This window comes from Sorangium sp. So ce124, from assembly GCF_051525235.1.
GTDB classification, from domain to species: domain Bacteria; phylum Myxococcota_A; class Polyangia; order Polyangiales; family Polyangiaceae; genus Sorangium; species Sorangium atrum.
Genome location: NZ_CP150312.1, coordinates 12,397,331 through 12,414,559, shown reverse-complemented (window position 1 = coordinate 12,414,559; position 17,229 = coordinate 12,397,331). Strand labels below are relative to the sequence as shown.

General features: G+C 70.4%; 10 protein-coding genes and 1 pseudogene. 6 read left to right on the top strand and 5 right to left on the bottom strand.

Going from position 1 to position 17,229, the window contains the following annotated elements; all coding sequences use genetic code 11:
* Window positions 1-5 precede the first annotated feature (5 nt).
* From WMF19_RS46580 to WMF19_RS46570, 3 genes are all read left to right on the top strand, one after another.
* Window positions 6-3,959 carry a non-ribosomal peptide synthetase gene (locus WMF19_RS46580; RefSeq protein ID WP_437896236.1) on the top strand — a complete coding sequence of 1,318 codons (3,954 nt, stop codon included), beginning with the start codon at window positions 6-8 and terminating at the stop codon, window positions 3,957-3,959.
* Window positions 3,956-5,008, top strand: coding sequence for a TauD/TfdA family dioxygenase (locus WMF19_RS46575; protein ID WP_437896235.1), 1,053 nt, complete (start codon window positions 3,956-3,958; stop codon window positions 5,006-5,008). The genes WMF19_RS46580 and WMF19_RS46575 overlap by 4 nt, the downstream gene beginning before the upstream one ends.
* 97 nt (window positions 5,009-5,105) lie before the next feature.
* The gene (locus tag WMF19_RS46570) at window positions 5,106-6,554 is read left to right on the top strand and encodes a diaminobutyrate--2-oxoglutarate transaminase (RefSeq protein WP_437901755.1); all 1,449 of its coding nucleotides are present in this window, start codon (window positions 5,106-5,108) and stop codon (window positions 6,552-6,554) included.
* A gap of 25 nt (window positions 6,555-6,579) precedes the next feature.
* Here the strand turns inward: WMF19_RS46570 and asnB are convergent, their stop codons facing one another.
* Window positions 6,580-8,253: an asparagine synthase B gene (gene asnB / locus WMF19_RS46565; protein ID WP_437901754.1), complete on the bottom strand. Its 1,674-nt coding sequence runs from the start codon at window positions 8,251-8,253 to the stop codon at window positions 6,580-6,582.
* Between the two features lie 486 nt (window positions 8,254-8,739).
* Between asnB and WMF19_RS46560 the strand changes: the two are divergent.
* Window positions 8,740-8,903: pseudogene (locus tag WMF19_RS46560) on the top strand (diaminobutyrate--2-oxoglutarate transaminase); the annotation flags it as partial.
* A gap of 110 nt (window positions 8,904-9,013) precedes the next feature.
* On the opposite strand, the gene WMF19_RS46555 reads toward WMF19_RS46560, so the two are convergent.
* Window positions 9,014-9,898: a hypothetical protein gene (locus WMF19_RS46555; RefSeq protein ID WP_437896234.1), complete on the bottom strand. Its 885-nt coding sequence runs from the start codon at window positions 9,896-9,898 to the stop codon at window positions 9,014-9,016.
* A 445-nt stretch (window positions 9,899-10,343) separates the two neighbouring features.
* On the opposite strand from WMF19_RS46555, the gene WMF19_RS46550 reads away from it, so the two are divergent.
* Window positions 10,344-11,354, top strand: coding sequence for a hypothetical protein (locus WMF19_RS46550; protein ID WP_437896233.1), 1,011 nt, complete (start codon window positions 10,344-10,346; stop codon window positions 11,352-11,354).
* 102 nt (window positions 11,355-11,456) lie between these two features.
* Here the strand turns inward: WMF19_RS46550 and WMF19_RS46545 are convergent, their stop codons facing one another.
* Both WMF19_RS46545 and WMF19_RS46540 read right to left on the bottom strand, forming a co-directional pair.
* The gene (locus tag WMF19_RS46545; RefSeq protein ID WP_437896232.1) at window positions 11,457-11,930 is read right to left on the bottom strand and encodes a nucleoside 2-deoxyribosyltransferase domain-containing protein; all 474 of its coding nucleotides are present in this window, start codon (window positions 11,928-11,930) and stop codon (window positions 11,457-11,459) included.
* Between the two features lie 76 nt (window positions 11,931-12,006).
* Window positions 12,007-12,678 carry an RNA polymerase sigma factor gene (locus WMF19_RS46540; RefSeq protein ID WP_437896231.1) on the bottom strand — a complete coding sequence of 224 codons (672 nt, stop codon included), beginning with the start codon at window positions 12,676-12,678 and terminating at the stop codon, window positions 12,007-12,009.
* 112 nt (window positions 12,679-12,790) lie between these two features.
* Here WMF19_RS46540 and WMF19_RS46535 point away from each other — a divergent pair, with 112 nt between their 5' ends.
* Entirely contained in the window at window positions 12,791-13,954 is a 1,164-nt protein-coding gene (locus tag WMF19_RS46535) for a hypothetical protein (RefSeq protein WP_437896230.1), read from the top strand.
* Window positions 13,955-14,042: 88 nt separating this feature from the next.
* Here WMF19_RS46535 and WMF19_RS46530 read toward each other — a convergent pair whose 3' ends face one another.
* Complete coding sequence (locus WMF19_RS46530; protein WP_437896229.1) at window positions 14,043-17,228, bottom strand: efflux RND transporter permease subunit; 3,186 nt, start codon at window positions 17,226-17,228, stop codon at window positions 14,043-14,045.
* Window position 17,229 lies beyond the last annotated feature (1 nt).

The following is a 17,229-nucleotide window of genomic DNA, read 5'->3' as shown; positions in this document are numbered from 1 at the left end:
CTCAGATGTCCAGCTCAAACACGGCACGGAGCGACGCCCTCATCGAGGGATTCGAGCTCTCCCCGGAGCAGGCGCGCTCGTGGCGGTGGCAAGAGGCCCATCTGGCGAGCGCTGCCCGAGCTGCCGAGTTGTGTCTCCGCGTCCCCGCCGGCACCGACGGGGCGCGGCTCGAGCGCAGCCTGGCGGAGCTCGTCGATCGTCACGAGATCTTGCGCACGGACTACGCGCAGCTGCCCGGCATGGCGCTGCCCGTCCAGGTGATCCAGCCCTCCCCGGCGATCCGCTGGAACGCGGCGGATCAGGCCGGCCCGGGCGGCGTCGCGGTGGCCCTCTCTGGATCGCCGGACGAAGGCGCGAGCGTCCGGCTGCGCCTGCCAGCGGCGCACACCGACACAGCGGGCCTGCTGCGCCTCGTGGCCGCGTGGGAGCGTGCCTATCGCGGCGAGGACCCGGGGGACGCCCCGCTGCAATATGCGGACTACGCCGCCTGGCGCAACGAGCTCAAGGGGAGCGATCCGCAGGCCGACGCGTTCTGGGAGGAGCAGCTGGCGACCAGGGCGCCCGCGCCGGCGCTGCCGCTGCGCGGCCACGCGCACGGCGGCGTCGCGCGCGTGGAGCTCGCCCGCGTGCGCTTGCCGGTCTCACCCGAGCTGCAGGAGCGCTGGGCGCGCCAGGCCAGCGCGCTGGGCGTCCCCCCCGCGCTGCTCGCCCTGACCGCGTGGGTGACGCTGTTTCATCAGCACGGCGACGCCGATCGCCTCACGGTGGGTCTCGACTGGCAGCAGCCCAGCCGGGACCTCGGCGACGCGATCGGCTTGTTCAGCGAGCCGGTGCCGCTCACCGTGGACGCGCTCGGCGGCGCGACCGCGGAGACCCTCTGCGATGCGCTCCGCGCGCGCTGCGCGGAGCTCAGGGAGTGGCGCGATTACTTCCCGAGCACGGCGGACGAGGAGCCCTATCCGCTCGGCTTCCGCTACGTGCCGGCCGCCGGCGACAGCGCGCTCGCCGCCGCCGGCTGGCGCGTCGAGTCCGCCGACAGCCCGACCGCGCCGCACCACCTGCTGCTGGAGCACTGGGAGGAGGGCCACGGGCCGATCCTCACCCTGCATTACAACCAGGCGCTCTACGACGGCGCCACGGCCGCGCTGCTCGGCGATCAGCTGGTCGCGCTGCTGGAGGAGGTCTGCCGCCACCCTGCCCGGCAGCTCCGGGAGCTATCCGCCCTGAGCGAGGCGGAGCGGCGCCTTGTGACCGACGTCTATAGCCGCTCCGAGCCGCTCTCCGCGGAGCGAGAGCGGGAGTTCGCGCGCATCGCCTCATTGCCTCATCTGGCCGCCTGCTTCGCCGAGCAGATCCTGCAGCGATCCGACCAGCCGGCGGTCAGCAGCGCTACGCAAAGCCTGAGTTACGCCGAGCTGGACAACCACGCCACGCGGCTTGCGCAGAGCCTCCTCGGCCGCGGCGCGGCGGCGGGCACGCGGATCGCGCATTTCCTCCAGCGGGACGTCGACGCCATCGTCGCGATGCTCGCCATCCTGAAGGCCGGCGCGGTCTATGTCCCGATCGATCCGGACTACCCCGCGGCCCGCATCGCCTACGTGCTCGACGACTGCGGGGCTGACCTCGTCCTCACCCGCCGTGAGCTCGTGGAGAGGCTGCCGGAGCCCTGGCAGGACGGGGCGAGGCTCCTGTTCACCGACGCCGCGCCGGAGGATGGGGCGGCGCTCCCGTGGCCCGAGATCCTGCCGGAGCACGTCGCGTACGTCATCTACACCTCCGGCAGCACGGGCCAGCCAAGGGGCGTGCCCATCACCCATGCGGGCGCGCTCTACTCCCTGGCTGCCCGCGTCGCTTATTACCAGGACCCTATCCGTCGCTTCCTTCTCCTGTCCTCCTTCGCGTTCGACAGCTCGATCGCCGGGCTCTTCGGGACGCTCGCGCAGGGGGGTTGCCTGCGTCTGTGCAGCGAGATCGAGCAGAAAGACGCGGAGCGGCTCGCCGGGATCATCCGCGAGGAGTCCATCACTCACCTGCTGGCCCTGCCCTCCCTCCATCACCTGCTGCTGCACAGGCTCGCCGGCCAGCCCATCGCCCTGAGCACCGCGATCGTGGCCGGCGAGGCGTGCCCGCGCGCGCTGGTCGACGCACACCACCGCGCCCTCCCCGGCACGCGCCTCTACAACGAGTACGGCGCCACGGAGGCATCGGTGTGGAGCACGGTCGGCGAGTGCGCAGCATCGCAGTCCGATCGTCCCGTGACCATCGGTCGTCCCATTCCTCATAGCCATGTCTATGTGCTCGACGAGCGCGGCCAGCCGAGCGCGCGCGGGCTCAAGGGCGAGATCTGGGTGGGTGGACCGGGGCTGAGCCCCGGGTACCTGAATCGGCCCGAGCTCACGAAGGAGAAGTTCGTCCAGGTCTCGGGGGAGCGGCTCTATCGAACAGGCGACTACGCATCCTGGGATGAGCGCGGAGAGCTCGTGTTCCTCGGGCGAGGCGACGGCCAGGTGAAGATCCGTGGTTACCGGATCGAGCTGGGCGAGGTCGACGCCGCGCTGCGCCGCGTGACGGGCGCCGAGCAGGTCGTGGTGCTCGCCGATCGGGGCGAGGACGGCGAGGTCTTCCTGCGCGGCTTCGTCGAGGCGGCACAGCCGCTTGAGGTCGCGGCGGTGCGCCACGACCTCGCAAGGCTGCTGCCGGATCCGATGATCCCGGCCGACATCCAGGCGCTGCCCACGCTTCCTCGGACGGCCAATGGCAAGTTCGACCGACAGGCGCTGCTCGCGCTCAGGCGCCACCGGCAGCGGGCGCCGTACGCCGCGCCGCGCACCGACGTCGAGCGGGCGCTCGCCGCGCTGTGGGAAGAGCTGCTCGCGGTCGAGCTCATCGGCCGCGACGACGACTTCTTCGCCCTGGGTGGGCACTCGCTGCTGGCGGTCCGTCTGGTGCATCGGATCGACACCGAATTGCACGCCACGATTCCTGTCCGCACCGTGTTCCAGCGCCCCCGGCTCGAGGCCCTTGCGGCGTTGATCGAGGCGGAGGAGCCGTCTCGGCCGACCGTTCCGATGGCGGCCGGATGCGTGGCGCGGGCGCCGCGCTCGAGCCTTGTGCCGCTCCGCGCCGCCGGGTCTCTCCCCCCGCTCTTCTGCGTGGATCCCTCGGGCCTGCGCGTCGGGGCATACCAGCCGCTCGCCGACGCGCTGGGCGGGGAGCGGCCCGTGTTCGGGCTCGATCTGGGCCCGGCGCTCGCGGGCGAAGGCCCCTCGTGCCGGCGCATCGTCGATCAGCTGGCCCGCGAGATCCGGCAGCATCAGCCGCGCGGCCCGTATCACCTCCTCGGGTGGTCGCTGGGCGGCGCGCTGGCGCTCGGCGTCGCCCGGGCGCTGGAGCAGCAGGAGGAGGCGGTCGCCTTCCTCGGCATCCTGGACACCCAGCCGCCCACGAGCCTTTACGCGGCGGGACCGCCGGACGTCGTGGCGGAGCTCGCGGAGTATGTCGACACCGACCGCAGGGCGGCGCTTCTCGCGCTCCCGGAGGCGGAGCTGCGGGCGCTGCGGGAGCAGCTGGAGGGCCGAGGCGACGAGGAGCGCGTGATGGCGGCGGCGGCATGGGCCCAGACTCGCGGCTTCCTGCCCGAAGGGGCGCAGACCGCCGCGCTCGCGCACCGCTACGCGCTCCTGCGAGACGCGGCCCTGTTCATGAACGAGCTGCCGCCGCGGTGCCTCCACGCCGCCATTCACGCGTGGTGGAGCGCCGAGACGCTCGAGCGCCACGGCGGCCCGCCCGTGGACTGGCAGCGGTACACGCGCGCGGCCGTGCACACCGCGACGGCTCCCGGCGATCACCTCGCGGCCCTGGAGGGGAGCGCCGTGCACGCGCGCCTGCGCGCCCTCCTGTCCGGCGCCCCGGGCGCGCCTTCGTCCGAACGCATCGATCTCACCATGGAGCGAGCATGAACTCTGGCAAGACTGCACCGATCCCGGCGCCGAGCGCCCCGCGCCGCAAGGCCATCACGGTGTCCGACAGCACGCTTGTCCGCGAGCGGATGTGGCACCCGGAGCGCCCGTTGCCGCTCGTGATCGAGCCGGCCGTCGCGGGCGTCGATCTCGTCGAGTGGGCCTCGAGGCACCGCGAGGCCCTGGAGCAGAAGGTCCTCCAGCACGGCGCCATCCTGTTCCGCGGCTTCACCTGCAAGACCGTCGAGCGGTTCGAGCAGACCATCGCGTCCCTCTCGCCCGGAGCCCTTGAGTACATGTTCCGCGCGTCACCGCGCACGCGGGTGGGGGGCAACATCTACACGTCGACCGACTACCCGGCCGACCAGAAGATCTTCCCGCACAACGAGCACTCCTACTCGCCGCGCTTCCCACTGCGGTTGTTCTTCTACTGCCATCAGCCCTCGGAGACGGGCGGAGAGACCCCCATCGGCTCCACCCGGGAGGTCCTCCGGCACATCCGCCCCGAGATCCGGGAGAGGTTCCGCCAGAAGAGGGTCCTGTATGTCCGCAACTACGGGGACGGCTTCGGCCTGCCCTGGCAAACCGTCTTCCAGACCGAGGATCGCGGCGAGGTGGCGTCCTACTGCGCCTCGGTGGGTATCCAGATCGAGTGGAAGCCGGGCAACCGCCTTCGCACGACCCAGGTAGGGCCGGCCATCGTGCGCCACCCGCGCACGGGAGAGGAAGTCTGGTTCAACCACGCCACGTTCTTCCACGTGAGCACGTTGCCCCCGGACGTCCGCGGCTCGCTCACCGCGAGCTTCGTCGACGACGAGCTGCCCACGAACACCTTTTATGGCGACGGCAGCCCGATCGAGCCCGAGGTGCTGGAGGAGCTCCGGGGAGCGTACCTCTCTTCGCTCGTGAAGTTCCTCTGGCAGCAGGGAGACATCCTGTTCATCGACAACATGCTGTGTGTCCACGGCCGTGAATCCTACGGTGGCAAGCGCGCCATCCTCACGGGGATGGCAGAGGCGTACTACGCGAAGGATCTCGAGCAGAGCTAGCTCACGGCATCGGTCCGCGCGGGAGCGCGGCCCGCGTTCCGTAGTCGAGGAGCGCGTGAATCAAGGGACGTTTCGCAACAGGGAGTACCCGATGAGTCTGTCTACAGCCTCCAGTTTCTCCGCGGTGGACCCGTTGGCGCCGGCCTCCAGGGCGCCCCTGCACGCGGGCCTCGCCGCGGAGCTCGGCGAGCGCCACCGGCGACGCGCGCTGTACGAGCTCGGGGATCACCCCTTGCTCGAGCGGCAGCGGCAGCGCGAGTCGAACGCCCGCTCGTACCCGCGGCGGCTGCCGCTGGCGCTCTCGCGCGCGCAGGGCGTGTATGTGGAAGATGTCGAAGGGCGCGTGTTCCTCGATTGTCTGGCCGGTGCCGGCACCCTGGCGCTCGGGCACAACCACCCGGCGGTCACCGACGTCCTTGTGCGGACGCTGCACTCCGGCCTGCCGCTCCACACGCTCGACATCACAACGCCGGTCAAGGATCGCTTCACGCAGGACGTGCTCGGCGTGCTGCCGGCGCCCTTTGCCCACCACGCGCGCATCCAGTTCTGCGGCCCCACGGGCGCGGACGCCGTGGAAGCTGCGCTGAAGCTGGTCAAGCTCGCGACCGGGCGCGGCACGGTGCTGGCCTTTCAGGGCGCGTACCACGGCATGACGCAGGGCGCGCTCACCCTGATGGGCAACCTCGGGCCCAAGGCGGCGCTCGGCTCCAGCCTGAACGGCGTGCAGTTCCTGCCGTATCCGTACGAGTACCGCTGCCCGTTCGGGCTCGGCGGCGGCGCCGGCATCGCGGCCTCGCTCGCGTACATCGACAACCTGCTGTCCGATCCGGAGGGCGGAGTGCCCAAGCCTGCTGCCATCATCGTCGAGGCGGTGCAGGGCGAGGGGGGCATGATCCCGGCGCCGGTCGCCTGGCTGAAGGGGCTGCGGGCGCTGGCGACGCGCCATGATATCCCGCTGATCCTCGACGAGGTGCAGACGGGCTTCGGCCGCACCGGGCGCATGTTCGCGTTCGAGCACGCCGGCATCGAGCCGGACGTGCTGGTCCTGTCGAAGGCGCTCGGCGGCGGACTGCCGCTCTCGGTCGTTGCGTATCACGAGCGCTTCGACACCTGGCGTCCGGGCGCCCACGCCGGCACGTTCCGCGGCAACCAGCTCGCGATGGCGGCGGGCTCGGTCACGCTGTCGGTGCTGCGCGCGGAGCGCCTGGACGCGGCGGCCGCGGAGCTCGGCGCGCGGCTCATGGCGCAGCTCACCGCGCTCGCCAAGGAGCACGCGTGCATCGGCGACGTGCGCGGGCGCGGCCTGATGATCGGCGTGGAGCTCGTGGACGCGGCGGCCGCGCCCGACGCGCTCGGGGCGCGCCCTGCCCACCGCGAGCTCGCCGGGCGCGTGCAGCGCGAGTGCCTGCGGCGGGGGATGATCGTGGAGCTCGGCGGCCGCCACGGCAGCGTGGTGCGGTTCCTGCCGCCGCTCGTCATCACGGCGGCGCAGATCGACGAGGCGGCGAGGATCTTCGGTCAGGCGCTGGTAGCGGCCCTTCCGTAGCCGAGCAGGCCCAGGCCTCCTCCTACTACAATGCCGCGTTATGGACGCCCGCCACCGCGCGCCCCGACGGGTCCGCCGCGGCGGCGAAGCTCGCGTCCCAGGCGATCGCGGCGGGCGACGAGCACGCGATGGACTTGCCGCCCGGCACCGTCTCCGCGCAGGCCTGTCCCGGATAGAACTGCTCGAACAGGCTGCGGTAATGGTACGCTTCCTTGGTCCGCGGCGGATTGATGGCGAAGCGCCTCTCGGCCGCGGCCAGCTCGCGATCGCTGACCCGCGCCTCGGCGTACGCCTTCAGGCCGTCGATCCAGCCGTAGCCCACGCCATCGCTGAACTGCTCCTTCTGCCGCCACAGGATCTCCTTCGGCAGATAGCCTTCGAACGCCTCGCGCAGCACCGCCTTCTCGATGCGGCCTTTGCCGGCCATCTTGTGCCTGGCGTCCATCCGCATCGCCACGTCGAGGAACTCCACGTCAAGGAAGGGCACCCGCGCCTCCACGCCCCAGGCCATCATCGACTTGTTGGCGCGCAGGCAGTCGTAGCTGTACAGCGCGTCCAGCTTGCGTATCAGCTCCTCGTGGAACTCGCGCGCGTTCGGCGCCTTGTGGAAGTACAGGTAGCCGCCGAAGATCTCGTCCGAGCCTTCTCCCGACAGCACCATCTTCACGCCCATGGCCTTGATGCGCCTGGCCAGCAGGTACATGGGCGTGGACGCCCGGATGGTGGTGACGTCGTAGGTCTCGATGTGGCGGATCACCTCAGGCAAGGCGTCCAGTCCTTCCTCGAAGGTGTACTCGAACCCGTGGTGCACCGTGCCCAGCGCCTCGGCCGCGACCGCCGCGGCGGCCAGGTCGGGCGAGCCTCTCAGGCCGATGGCGAACGAGTGCAGGCGCGGCCACCACGCCTCCGACGCGCCGTCGTCCTCCACCCGCTTGCGGGCGAAGCGCGCGGCCACCGCGGCCACCAGGGAGGAATCGAGGCCGCCCGAGAGCAGCACGCCATACGGCACGTCGGTCATCAGCTGGCGGCGCACGGCGCGCTCGAAGGCCTCGCGCAGCTCTCGCTTGTCCACGCCGACGCCTTCCACCGCCGCATAGTCGCGCCACGGCCTGCGGTAATACTGCGTGAGCTCGCGCGTGGCGCTGTCGTAGCAGTGGCCCGGCGGGAACTGCGCGACATCGGCGCAGAGGCCCGAGAGCGCCTTCATCTCCGACGCGACGCACAGCCTCCCCTCGCGGTCGTGCCCCCAGTACAGCGGGCACACGCCGATGGGGTCGCGCGCGATGAGTGCGCGCTGCCCGCGCTTGTCCCACAGGGCGAAGGCGAAGATGCCGTTGATCCGGTCGAGGAAGGATCCCGGAGCGTCTTCCCGGTACAGCGCGTTGATCACCTCGCAATCGGAGCCGGTCTGGAAGGAATAGGGTTGCTCCAGCTCCTTTTTCAGCTCGCGGTGGTTGTAGATCTCCCCGTTGACGGCCAGCGCCAGCTCGCCGTCGGCGGAGCGCAGCGGCTGCGAGCCGCCGGCGGGACCGACGATGGCCAGGCGCTCGTGCACCAGGATGGCGCCCTCGTCGATGTACACGCCGCTCCAGTCGGGCCCGCGGTGGCGCTGCCGCTGCGAGAGCTCCAGCGCCTGTCGTCGCAGGGCCTGCCGATCGTCGCCGGGATGCAGGCCGAAGATGCCGAAAATGGAACACATGAGTTGGCTCCTGAAGGGTTGTGAATCGGCCGCGGCGTCGCGCGTTTCCTGAGTGTCGAAGACCAGAGAGCCCCTCGTGGGTGGGCGCGGCTTTGCAGCGCGAAGGGCTCGATAGGCCGCCGATCTGGCTGATAAGCCGCTCCCCGCGAGAGCCGAGCTCACGAGGGGAGGCATCGCCGGAATCCAGCTCGATCGACCAGGGCAGCAGGAAGGTCGACACGCGTGCAAGCGGCCGCTCGAAGCGCGAGAGGGCCCCGTGGCGCCGCGTGCACCCGTGGCCGAGCCTGAAGGTCGGAGCGTTGAAATCGGGGAACCGAGCTGACGGCCATGCCCGACCGCTCCGGTAGTTCAAATGAAAATAGAAATCAATTTCATTTCTGAGCGAGGTCCCGCGACGGCTGAATATTCCAGTCGCACTTGGGGGTTGAAAGGCCGGCGGGCCGCGGATCTCGGTGGTCGCGTGTCACGAGCGATTCGACACCTGGGCGCGAGTGCCTGCGGCAGGGATGATCGTGGAGCTCGGCGGCCCCCACGACAGCGTGGTGCGCTTCCTGCCGCTGCTCGTCATCACGGCGGCTCGGATCGGCGAGGTGGCGAGGATCTTCGGTCAGGCGCTGGCGGCGGCTTCTCTGTACTTGTCGTTCGGGTGAGATAGCCGCTTCTTTCCTCTGTGTCGGCCACCAGCACGTGCGCCAGGTCAGGCAGCGCTCATGGACGCCGCGGGTTTTGGCGTCGAGCTATCGAGGGTGGGGGCGCGTGTTCACGAGCCGGTCGTGGAGAGCAGCTCCCGGGCGTCGCTGATCACGGCAGCGCGACGGATCCAGCGATCCAGCTCGTCGATGTCGGTGCTCGCGAGGACGTGTCCCCGCACCTCCGCGGGGACCTCGATCCCACGGGCTTCGAGGAAGGCGAGCACGGCCTGCGCCTTGGCTTCGAGGCTTCCCTCCTGCCGACCTTTCGCCACGTAGCTGCGCGCGAATTCGCTCTGAAACTGGTAACCGCTCTTCATCATCGCCTCCAACTTCCGCCTCGCCGCTGCGTTCAGCGAGGATAGCACCAGGTCCCCGTAGACGGCCCGGCGCTCCTCATCGAGCTCGTCCGCCGCCTCGAAAAACGCCACGCCGATGGCTTCGGCGGCCTCGCTCTGTCCGTGCGCCATTGCGGAGAGCACGGCCACCTCGGGCGCCGCCTTCGCCTGCTCGGCGTCGGTGACGACCGGGACGCCCTGGGGCCCGAGCACCAGCGGCGTCAGCGTCCAGCCGGGATGGCCCGTATCAATCGGCCGCGCGCTCCAGCGCGCCATCTCTGCGTCGATCGTCACGACCAGCAGCTGGGTCGGGCAGCGGTGCCGGGCGCGCGTCTGGGTGACGTACACCGGCCAGACGTAGGGTTTGTCCGGGTCCACCCCGAGCTGGACCTCCACCACGATCGCCATCGCGGGCCGCTGCTGCTCACCGACCAGCAGCACGACGACGACATCGGCGCGGCGGTCGGACGGCACGATCTCGGTGAAATCGGAGGACTCGACGCGCGCCTCCGTGAACGTCGGGACCGGATGGCCGAGCGCGTCGTGCAGCATCTCGGCGGCCAGCGTCGGCCGGTTCTTGAACAGCTCCACCAGGGCTTCATGGGTCACCGAGGGCATCGGGTAATCTCACAAGTGGTTGTATTCATGATGGATTTTCGTGGCTCGCCAGGTTCGTGCAGTGGATCTCCCAGCAGCCGTGCGGCGCCCTCCCACTCATGAGTTCTGGTGAGCCCCTCGGATTCATCACGCCGCGTGTTCTGTCGACTGCTCCCCTCGCCCGCGATGGGGCAGCGAGCAAACGGGACCGTCTTGACCCGAGACGTGCTCTCGGCTTACTTCGCAGGGCAGGGGTGGCCCCATGGGACGAGATAGAGCGGCAAGGGCGGCGATGTCTTGGGAAGGGTCGGCAGCGGATCGAGCGCTCGGCCCCCGATGGGAGCCCCCGGAAGCACGCGACAATCGTTGTCCTCCGGCGCTTCGCGCCGCTCTGCTGCTGAGCGTCCTCCTCCTCACCTGCCCCGCAGCCGCCGCGGAGGTGAGCGATGCGGAGAGCGGCCTGCGAATGGATCTCGGCGCTGCGGGCGTGCCCGTCTGCATCGTGCGTCCAGAGGAGCTCCGTCGGGAAGAGGATTGCAACGGCCTCGCGATGGATGTGCTCGAGCGATCGCCCAGCGCCTCCGCCCCCAACAACCTGCTCTTTGCCCTCGCTCGCACCGAGACGACCGGCGTCCTGTTGACCGTATCGAAGACGCCGCACCGACGCAGCTCTTCAGGGCCCAACCTGGAAGCAGTATTCCTGGGCTTTCAGAAGGACATGATGAGCACCATGCCCCGGGCGCGCTTCCGCGGGACCACCCCGGGCTCACGCTTCGATTCCCTTACATTGAACGGCGCCCCGGCGATGCGCATGATCCTGGAGACCCAAGAGCAACAGAATCCGACGACGAGCTTGGTGGTCAACGTGTTCGCCGACCGCGCCAGCATCACGGCCGTCTTCTCGGCCGAGCCCACGCAATTCGGAGAAGCGCAGCTGATCGCCGACCGTCTCCTCAAGACGCTGACAGTTCGTGCGCTCGACAGCTCCGCCGGAGCGAGCACGAATGGCGCTTCATCGGGAGAGAGCAACGATGATGTGAGCGCGTCGTACCGTCTGGGACGCATCATCGGTGGTGGCGTCTTCGCGCTCATGGCGGTGGTCGGCTTCGCGGTCGGCGCGGCCTCTTGGATCCGAAGCCGTCGCACGGCAGCGGAGCTGGCCGCGCGCGCTTCGGGAGCCGCCGCCGTGGATCCCGCCTGGCGGCCGCGCGCCGCGGCGACCGCCAGCTATGCCTTTCCGCTCCTCGGCGCCTTGGGCTCGAGTCTCCTTCGTGCGGGGTCAAAGTCGCCCGGGTTCGACATCGTATTTGGCGTGTTCTTCTGCGTGCTCACGCTCGCGTGCATCGGAGCATCCGTGTACGCGCTCGCAGCTCTCCGCACGCTCGGGAAGCGCGGCATCCTCTGGCCGGCATTGGCGGGGTTGCTCGTCAACGCGGCATTCATCGGCCTCGCCAGTTGGGGTCTACTTGCCCCCTGACGGTCCACCACCACCGCCGAGAGTGACACGAGGCCGCGACGCCGAGAAGGAAGCCCTGACGCGCTTGCCCCGGAAGCGGCCCCATCGCGGGGCGACTCAGCACTAACCGCCGCTCCTCCGCGAGAGCGCACCTTGCACAGCGCGCAGCCCCTCGGGCAAGCTCGCGTAGCGCGGGATCGCGTACCGCTCGCACACGACATCCACGTTGCCCTTGCGCCAGAACCCCTCTGGACAGACGACATGCATCTTCCCGGAGCGCCCGAACAGGCCGAGCTCCAGCAAGCTGATCGGCGCCTTCGAGCCCGGCGCGAAGTACATCAAGATGACGTCCGCCTCCTCGAGCCCGCGGAGCTCCCATTGCACCTGCTCCACGAAGCTCGGGTTCTCGAGGCTCTGCGCCCAGCCCGGCTCCCACCGCTCCCGCCGCGGATTGAGGATCACCACGTCGAGATCCGCGAGCTCCTGCGCGACGCTCGCCTGCCACAGCTCGGCCTGGCCGTTGTCGATGGATCCGGCGAGGAACAGCTTCGGACCCGTCAATCCGTCGAACGGCCGCGGCGCCAGCACCTCGATCATGGGGAACACCTCGCTGATGAGAACACGTGAACGATGATCGCCATGCGGGCCGCTCCCCTCCCCGCGCAAGGAGCGGTCAGCCCGCTCCGCCGTGCCCGTGCCCGCAGCCTCGCTTCGGCTCGGGCTCGTCCTTCGCCTGCCGCAAAGGCACCGGGGCGCACGTGCAGTCGAAACACCCGTGCTCCGCGCAGCTCCCGCACGACGCGATCACCTGCTTGCGGAGGGCCTCGCGGGCGCGGAAGAGGCGCACCGCCGCGTTGTTCGCGGTGATCGACGCCTCCTCGGCGAACGCCTGCACCGAGAGCCCGTCGACCTCAACGCGCTGGATCGCGGCGGCGTACTCGGGCTTCAGCGTGCCGGCCAGCGCCCGGACGCACTGGCAGACGGCGCGGTGCTCCACCTCGGGCTGGGCCGCTTCGTCGAGCTCGGCGGCCAGCGCGGCCATCGCCCGCTCCGACGCGCCCTTTCGCCGGAAATGGTCGACCACGGCGTTCCGGAGGGTTCGATAGAACCACGCCGTGGCCGACTCCTCGTCGCGCAAGCTGTCGATGCGCCCTATGCCCCGCACGAAGGCATCCTGCAGGATGTCCTCGGCGATGGCGCGATTGCCCACCTTCCGTTCCAGGAAGCGCAGGAACTCCCGGTGGCTCTCGACGAGGGTCGCGACCGCCGAAGGCCGCGCATCCTCGGCGCCTTCCCTCGACGTCTCGGTGCCCTCCGGGCCTCTCGCTGGCTCGCTCTCGCTCATGACGCACCAGGCTATCCACGAGGGCCGCCCTGCGCCACCGCGCCACGGCACAAAGCGATGGCCCGCGTGACCTGTCGGGTCAGAATGTCCTCCTCTTCACCGGGAGGCTTGAATGACGCTTCAGAGGGTGCTCTTCGTGTCCAGCGTGGCGCTCCTGCCGGCCTGCTCGGGGGCGGGCGACGAGGCCCCGACCGCGCCGCGCTGCAGTGCATCGCCGGAGTGCGCCGCCACGCCCGAGACGCCGCTGTGCGACCAGGCGCGCGGCGAGTGCGTCGAGCTGCCGCCGGGATCTCCGATCGGCGTGAAGGATGGCAGTCCTTCCTCGGTCGCGCTCGTGTCCGTCTTCGAGCCGAACCGGCAGCGCGAGCCGACCGACCTCGCCTTCAACCCGGAGCGGCCCGAGGAGCTCTGGGTCGTCAACCGCAAGGATGACAGCGTGATCATCATCACGAAGCCCGGCGCGCCGGACGGCTCGTGGGTCCGCCTCCGCGACCCCGCCGCGGCGCACTTCATGGACAAGCCGCCCGCGATCGCCTTCGGACACCCAGGCACGTTCGGGGTCTGCGGCGACAACGACAACGGCGGCAACTACTTCATGGGCCCGTCGCTCTTCTCGTCGGATCTCTCGATCTTCGCCACGGAGACGCCGGACGGCCTCGGGTCGCACCTCGACATGCTCCACTCGAGCCCCTTCTGCAAGGGGATCGCGCACGAGCAGGCCAACGTCTACTGGGTCTTCAACGACTACGACAAGGCGCTCGACCGGTACGACTTCGCCCACGATCACGGCCCCGGCCACGACGACCACTCCGACGGGGAGATCTACCGCTATGCCGCCGGCGAGGTGCTCGGGGTCGACGCCACGTCGAGCCATATCTTCTACAGCGCCAGGGAAGAGCGCCTCTACGTGGCCGACACCGGCCACAAGCGGCTGCTCAAGCTGGATCCGACGAGCGGCGTGCCCGGCGCGAGCTTCGACGGGCAAGAGCCGGTCAAGGTGCGCAGGCACATGGACGGCGCCACGCTCATCGAGTTCGTCCCCCCGGGGACGCTCGAGGCCCCGAGCGGCCTCGAGGTCCACGAGGGCCTCGTTTACGTCACGGATCACGCGACGAGCCGGATCTACGCCTTCGACACGGCGGGTCAGGTGGTCCGCACCCTGGACACGGGCCTGCCCGCGGGCTCGCTCGCGGGGATCACCTTCGGGCCGGACGGCAAGCTCTACCTCGTCGACACGCTGACGAGCCGGGTCTACCGCATCGATCCCATCCTCTGAGGCGGCGCATCGCGCGCCGCGCGCCCGGCCGTGAAGGCCCCGGCCGCGCGGCTCCCCTGCGCTCCTACGCCCCTACGCTCCAACTCCATTACTCTCCGCCCGCGGGCGCGCTCGCTTCCGGCCCACCGAGCAGCGCGTCCAGCTCGGCCTCGCCCTTGTCCTCTGCCGCCCTGCGCCGGCGGCGGCGGATCCACTCGGCCGCGTCGTCGAAGAGCGAGTAGGCCACCGGCACGGCGAGCAGCGTGAGGACCAGGGAGAGCGACTGGCCGCCGAGCACGATGGCCCCCGTCGTCCGGTTCTGGCCCGAGCCGACCCCGTGCGAGAGCACGAGCGGGATCATGCCGGCCACGAAGGCGATCGTCGTCATGAGGATCGGGCGGAGCCGGTCCTTGTTCGCCTGCAGGATCGCCTGGAGCCGCGGCATCCCCTCCGCGCGCAGGTGGTTCGTGTGATCGATCTGGAGGATCGCGTTCTTCTTCACAACGCCGAAGAGGACGAGCAGCCCGAGCCCCGAGAAGAGGTTCAGCGACTGGCCGAAGAGCTTGAGCGAGAGCAGCGCGAAGGGCACCGTGAGCGGCAGCGAGAGCAGGATCGTGATCGGGTGGAGCCACGACTCGAACTGCGCCGCGAGGATGAGGTACATGAACACGAACGCGAGCCCGATGACGACGACGAAGCTCGCCGCCGTGCGGGCCGTGTTCTTGGAGCTGCCCACGGGCTGCGCGGAGTAGCCCGCCGGCATCCGCTGCTCGGCGATGATCCTGTCGAGCGCCGCCTGCACCGCCGTGTCGCCGACGCCGGGGGCGGCGTTCGCGCTGATCGTGATCTGCCGGCGCCGGCCGAGGCGGCCGATCGACGAGGGGCCGCTGTCGGGCTCCATCGTGACGACGCTCTGGAGCGGGACGGCGCCGTGCTTGGACGAGGGCACCGTGAGGAACGCGAGGCTCTCGGCGTCAGCGCGGTGCTTCGCGTCGGCGCGCGCGCGGACGTCGTACTGCTCGCCCGCCTCCGAGTACGTCGACGCCTTGAGCCCGCCGACGAAGAGCTGGAGCGCGCCGGCCACGTCGGCCACCTGCACGCCGAGATCCGCGGCGCGGTCGCGGTCGATGGTCGCGCGGAGCTCGGGCTTGCCCACGACGAGGCTGTTGTCGACGTCCACGGCGCCGGGGACCTTCCGCAGTTCCTCGGTGATGCGCGCCGCGTACTCGCCCAGCCGGTCGAGATCCGGCCCCTGGATCGCGACCTGGATCCTCGCCGAGGACTGGCCGCCGGACGAGATCGCCTGCACCTCGCCGGCCGTGACGCGCAGCTCCTTCGGCAGCTTCGCGAGGATCTCCTCGCGCACCCGCTGCATGATGGCGAGCTGGCCGAGCGCGCGCTGCTCCGGGTCGACGAGCATCACGTAGACCTTGGCGACGTTCGCGGCCTGCTGATCGCCCTCCCCCACGGTCAGGAGCGTCCGGGTGACGCCCGGGAGCCGGCGCACGTCGCCGGCGATCCGCTCGGCGATGAGGCGGGTCGAGGTGAGGCTCGTCCCCTCGGGCGCGCGCATGTTGATCTCGAACTGCGCCTGGTCGTCCTCGGGGAGGAAGCCGGCGGGCAGCCTCTTCGCGATGGGCGCGCACGAGCCGAGCGCGACCGCCGAGGCGACGACGATCACCCAGCGGCGCTTCATCACCCACGAGAGCGCGGCCATGTAGGCGCGCTCGATCGGCCGGTAGAAGACGTCGACGGCGCGCTCGAGGACCGACGGCTTCGCGGGCGCGCCGTCACGTCCGTCACGCACACCGCGCGCGTGCCCTGAGAGCCACCGCGCGGCGAGCGAGGGCGTGAGGGAGAAGCTGACGATCAGCGAGACCCCGATCGCGAACGCCATCGTGAGGCCGAAGCTCTTCAAGAAGCGCCCCACGATCCCGGGCATGAACGCGACCGGGATGAAGACCGCCATGAGCGACAGCGTGGTCGCGAGCACCGCGAGGCCGATCTCCTTCGTCGCGAGCACGGCGGCCGGGAACGGCTTCATGCCCTTCTCGTCGATGTAGCGGACGATGTTCTCGAGCACGACGATCGCGTCGTCGATGACGATGCCCACGGCGAGCGCGAGCGCGAGCAGCGTGAGGAAATTCAGCGTGAAGCCGGCGATCCACATCACCGCGAACGTCCCGACGACCGAGATCGGGATCGCGAGCGCCGCGATGAGCGTGCTGCGGGCGTTGCCGAGGAAGAGGAGCACCACCACCGCGGCGAGGAGGGCGCCGAGGACGAGGTGCTCCTTCACGGCGGCGATGCCCGTGCGGATCACGCGCGAGCCGTCGCGCACGACCTCGATCTTCGTCCCCTCGGGCAGCGAGCGCTGCACCTCGTCGAGGCGCGCCTTCACGGCGTCGACGACGGCGACGGTGTTCTGGCCCGACTGCTTGACCACCGACAGCAGGACGGTGCGCCGCTCGTCGAGCTGGGCCCACGTCTTCTCCTCGGCGCGGCCGTCCTCGACGCGGGCGACGTCCGAGAGGCGCACGGCGTGGCCGTCCTGCTCCCGGAGGACGATACGGCCGAGGGCCTCGGGCGACTCGACCCGCCCCATCACGCGGAGCGTGAGATCCTCGGGGCCGGTCTCGACGCTGCCGCCCGGCGTCATCAGGTTCTGCGCCGCGATCGCCCGCTGCACCTCGGCCGCGGTGATCCCCTGCGCCCGCAGGGCGATCGCGTCGAGCCAGACGTTGATCTGCCGGCTCTGCGCGCCGATCAGGCTGACCTGGCCGACGCCGGAGATGCTCTCGATCTGCCGGCGCACCCGCTTGTCGACGATCTCGCTGAGCTCGCGGATCGGCTGATCGGACGACACGGAGACGAGCATCACCGGGGCCGCGCCGAGGTCGATCCTGCTCACGATCGGCGGATCGATGCCCTTGGGCAGGCTGGGCAGGACGACGCTTATCTTGTCGCGCACCTCCTGGGCCGCGACGTCGGCGTTCTTCTCCAGCTCGAAGCCGACGACGACCTGGCTCACGCCCTGGGTCGACGTCGAGCGGAGGTCCTCGATGCCGCTGATGGTGTTCACAGCGCCCTCGATCCGGTCGGAGATCTCGGCCTCGACCTCCTCGGGCGCCGCGCCGTCGAGGCGCGTCGTGACGACGACGTACGGGACGTCGATGTTGGGGAACTGGTCGAGGCCGAGCCGGGTGTAGCCGGCGACGCCGAGGACCACGATGACGAGCATGAGGACCGACGCGAAGACGGGCCTCTTGACGCAGACGCGGGCGAGCCACTGCATG

Excerpts from the sequence above, each read along its gene's own strand:
- WMF19_RS46580 (WP_437896236.1), top strand. The coding sequence starts at position 6 with ATGTCCAGCTCAAACACGGCACGGAGCGACGCCCTCATCGAGGGATTC.
- WMF19_RS46575 (WP_437896235.1), top strand. The coding sequence starts at position 3,956 with ATGAACTCTGGCAAGACTGCACCGATCCCGGCGCCGAGCGCCCCGCGC.
- asnB (WP_437901754.1), bottom strand. The coding sequence starts at position 8,253 with ATGTGTTCCATTTTCGGCATCTTCGGCCTGCATCCCGGCGACGATCGG.
- WMF19_RS46555 (WP_437896234.1), bottom strand. The coding sequence starts at position 9,898 with ATGCCCTCGGTGACCCATGAAGCCCTGGTGGAGCTGTTCAAGAACCGG.
- WMF19_RS46550 (WP_437896233.1), top strand. The coding sequence starts at position 10,344 with ATGGATCTCGGCGCTGCGGGCGTGCCCGTCTGCATCGTGCGTCCAGAG.
- WMF19_RS46545 (WP_437896232.1), bottom strand. The coding sequence starts at position 11,930 with ATGATCGAGGTGCTGGCGCCGCGGCCGTTCGACGGATTGACGGGTCCG.
- WMF19_RS46540 (WP_437896231.1), bottom strand. The coding sequence starts at position 12,678 with ATGAGCGAGAGCGAGCCAGCGAGAGGCCCGGAGGGCACCGAGACGTCG.
- WMF19_RS46535 (WP_437896230.1), top strand. The coding sequence starts at position 12,791 with ATGACGCTTCAGAGGGTGCTCTTCGTGTCCAGCGTGGCGCTCCTGCCG.
- WMF19_RS46530 (WP_437896229.1), bottom strand. The coding sequence starts at position 17,228 with ATGCAGTGGCTCGCCCGCGTCTGCGTCAAGAGGCCCGTCTTCGCGTCG.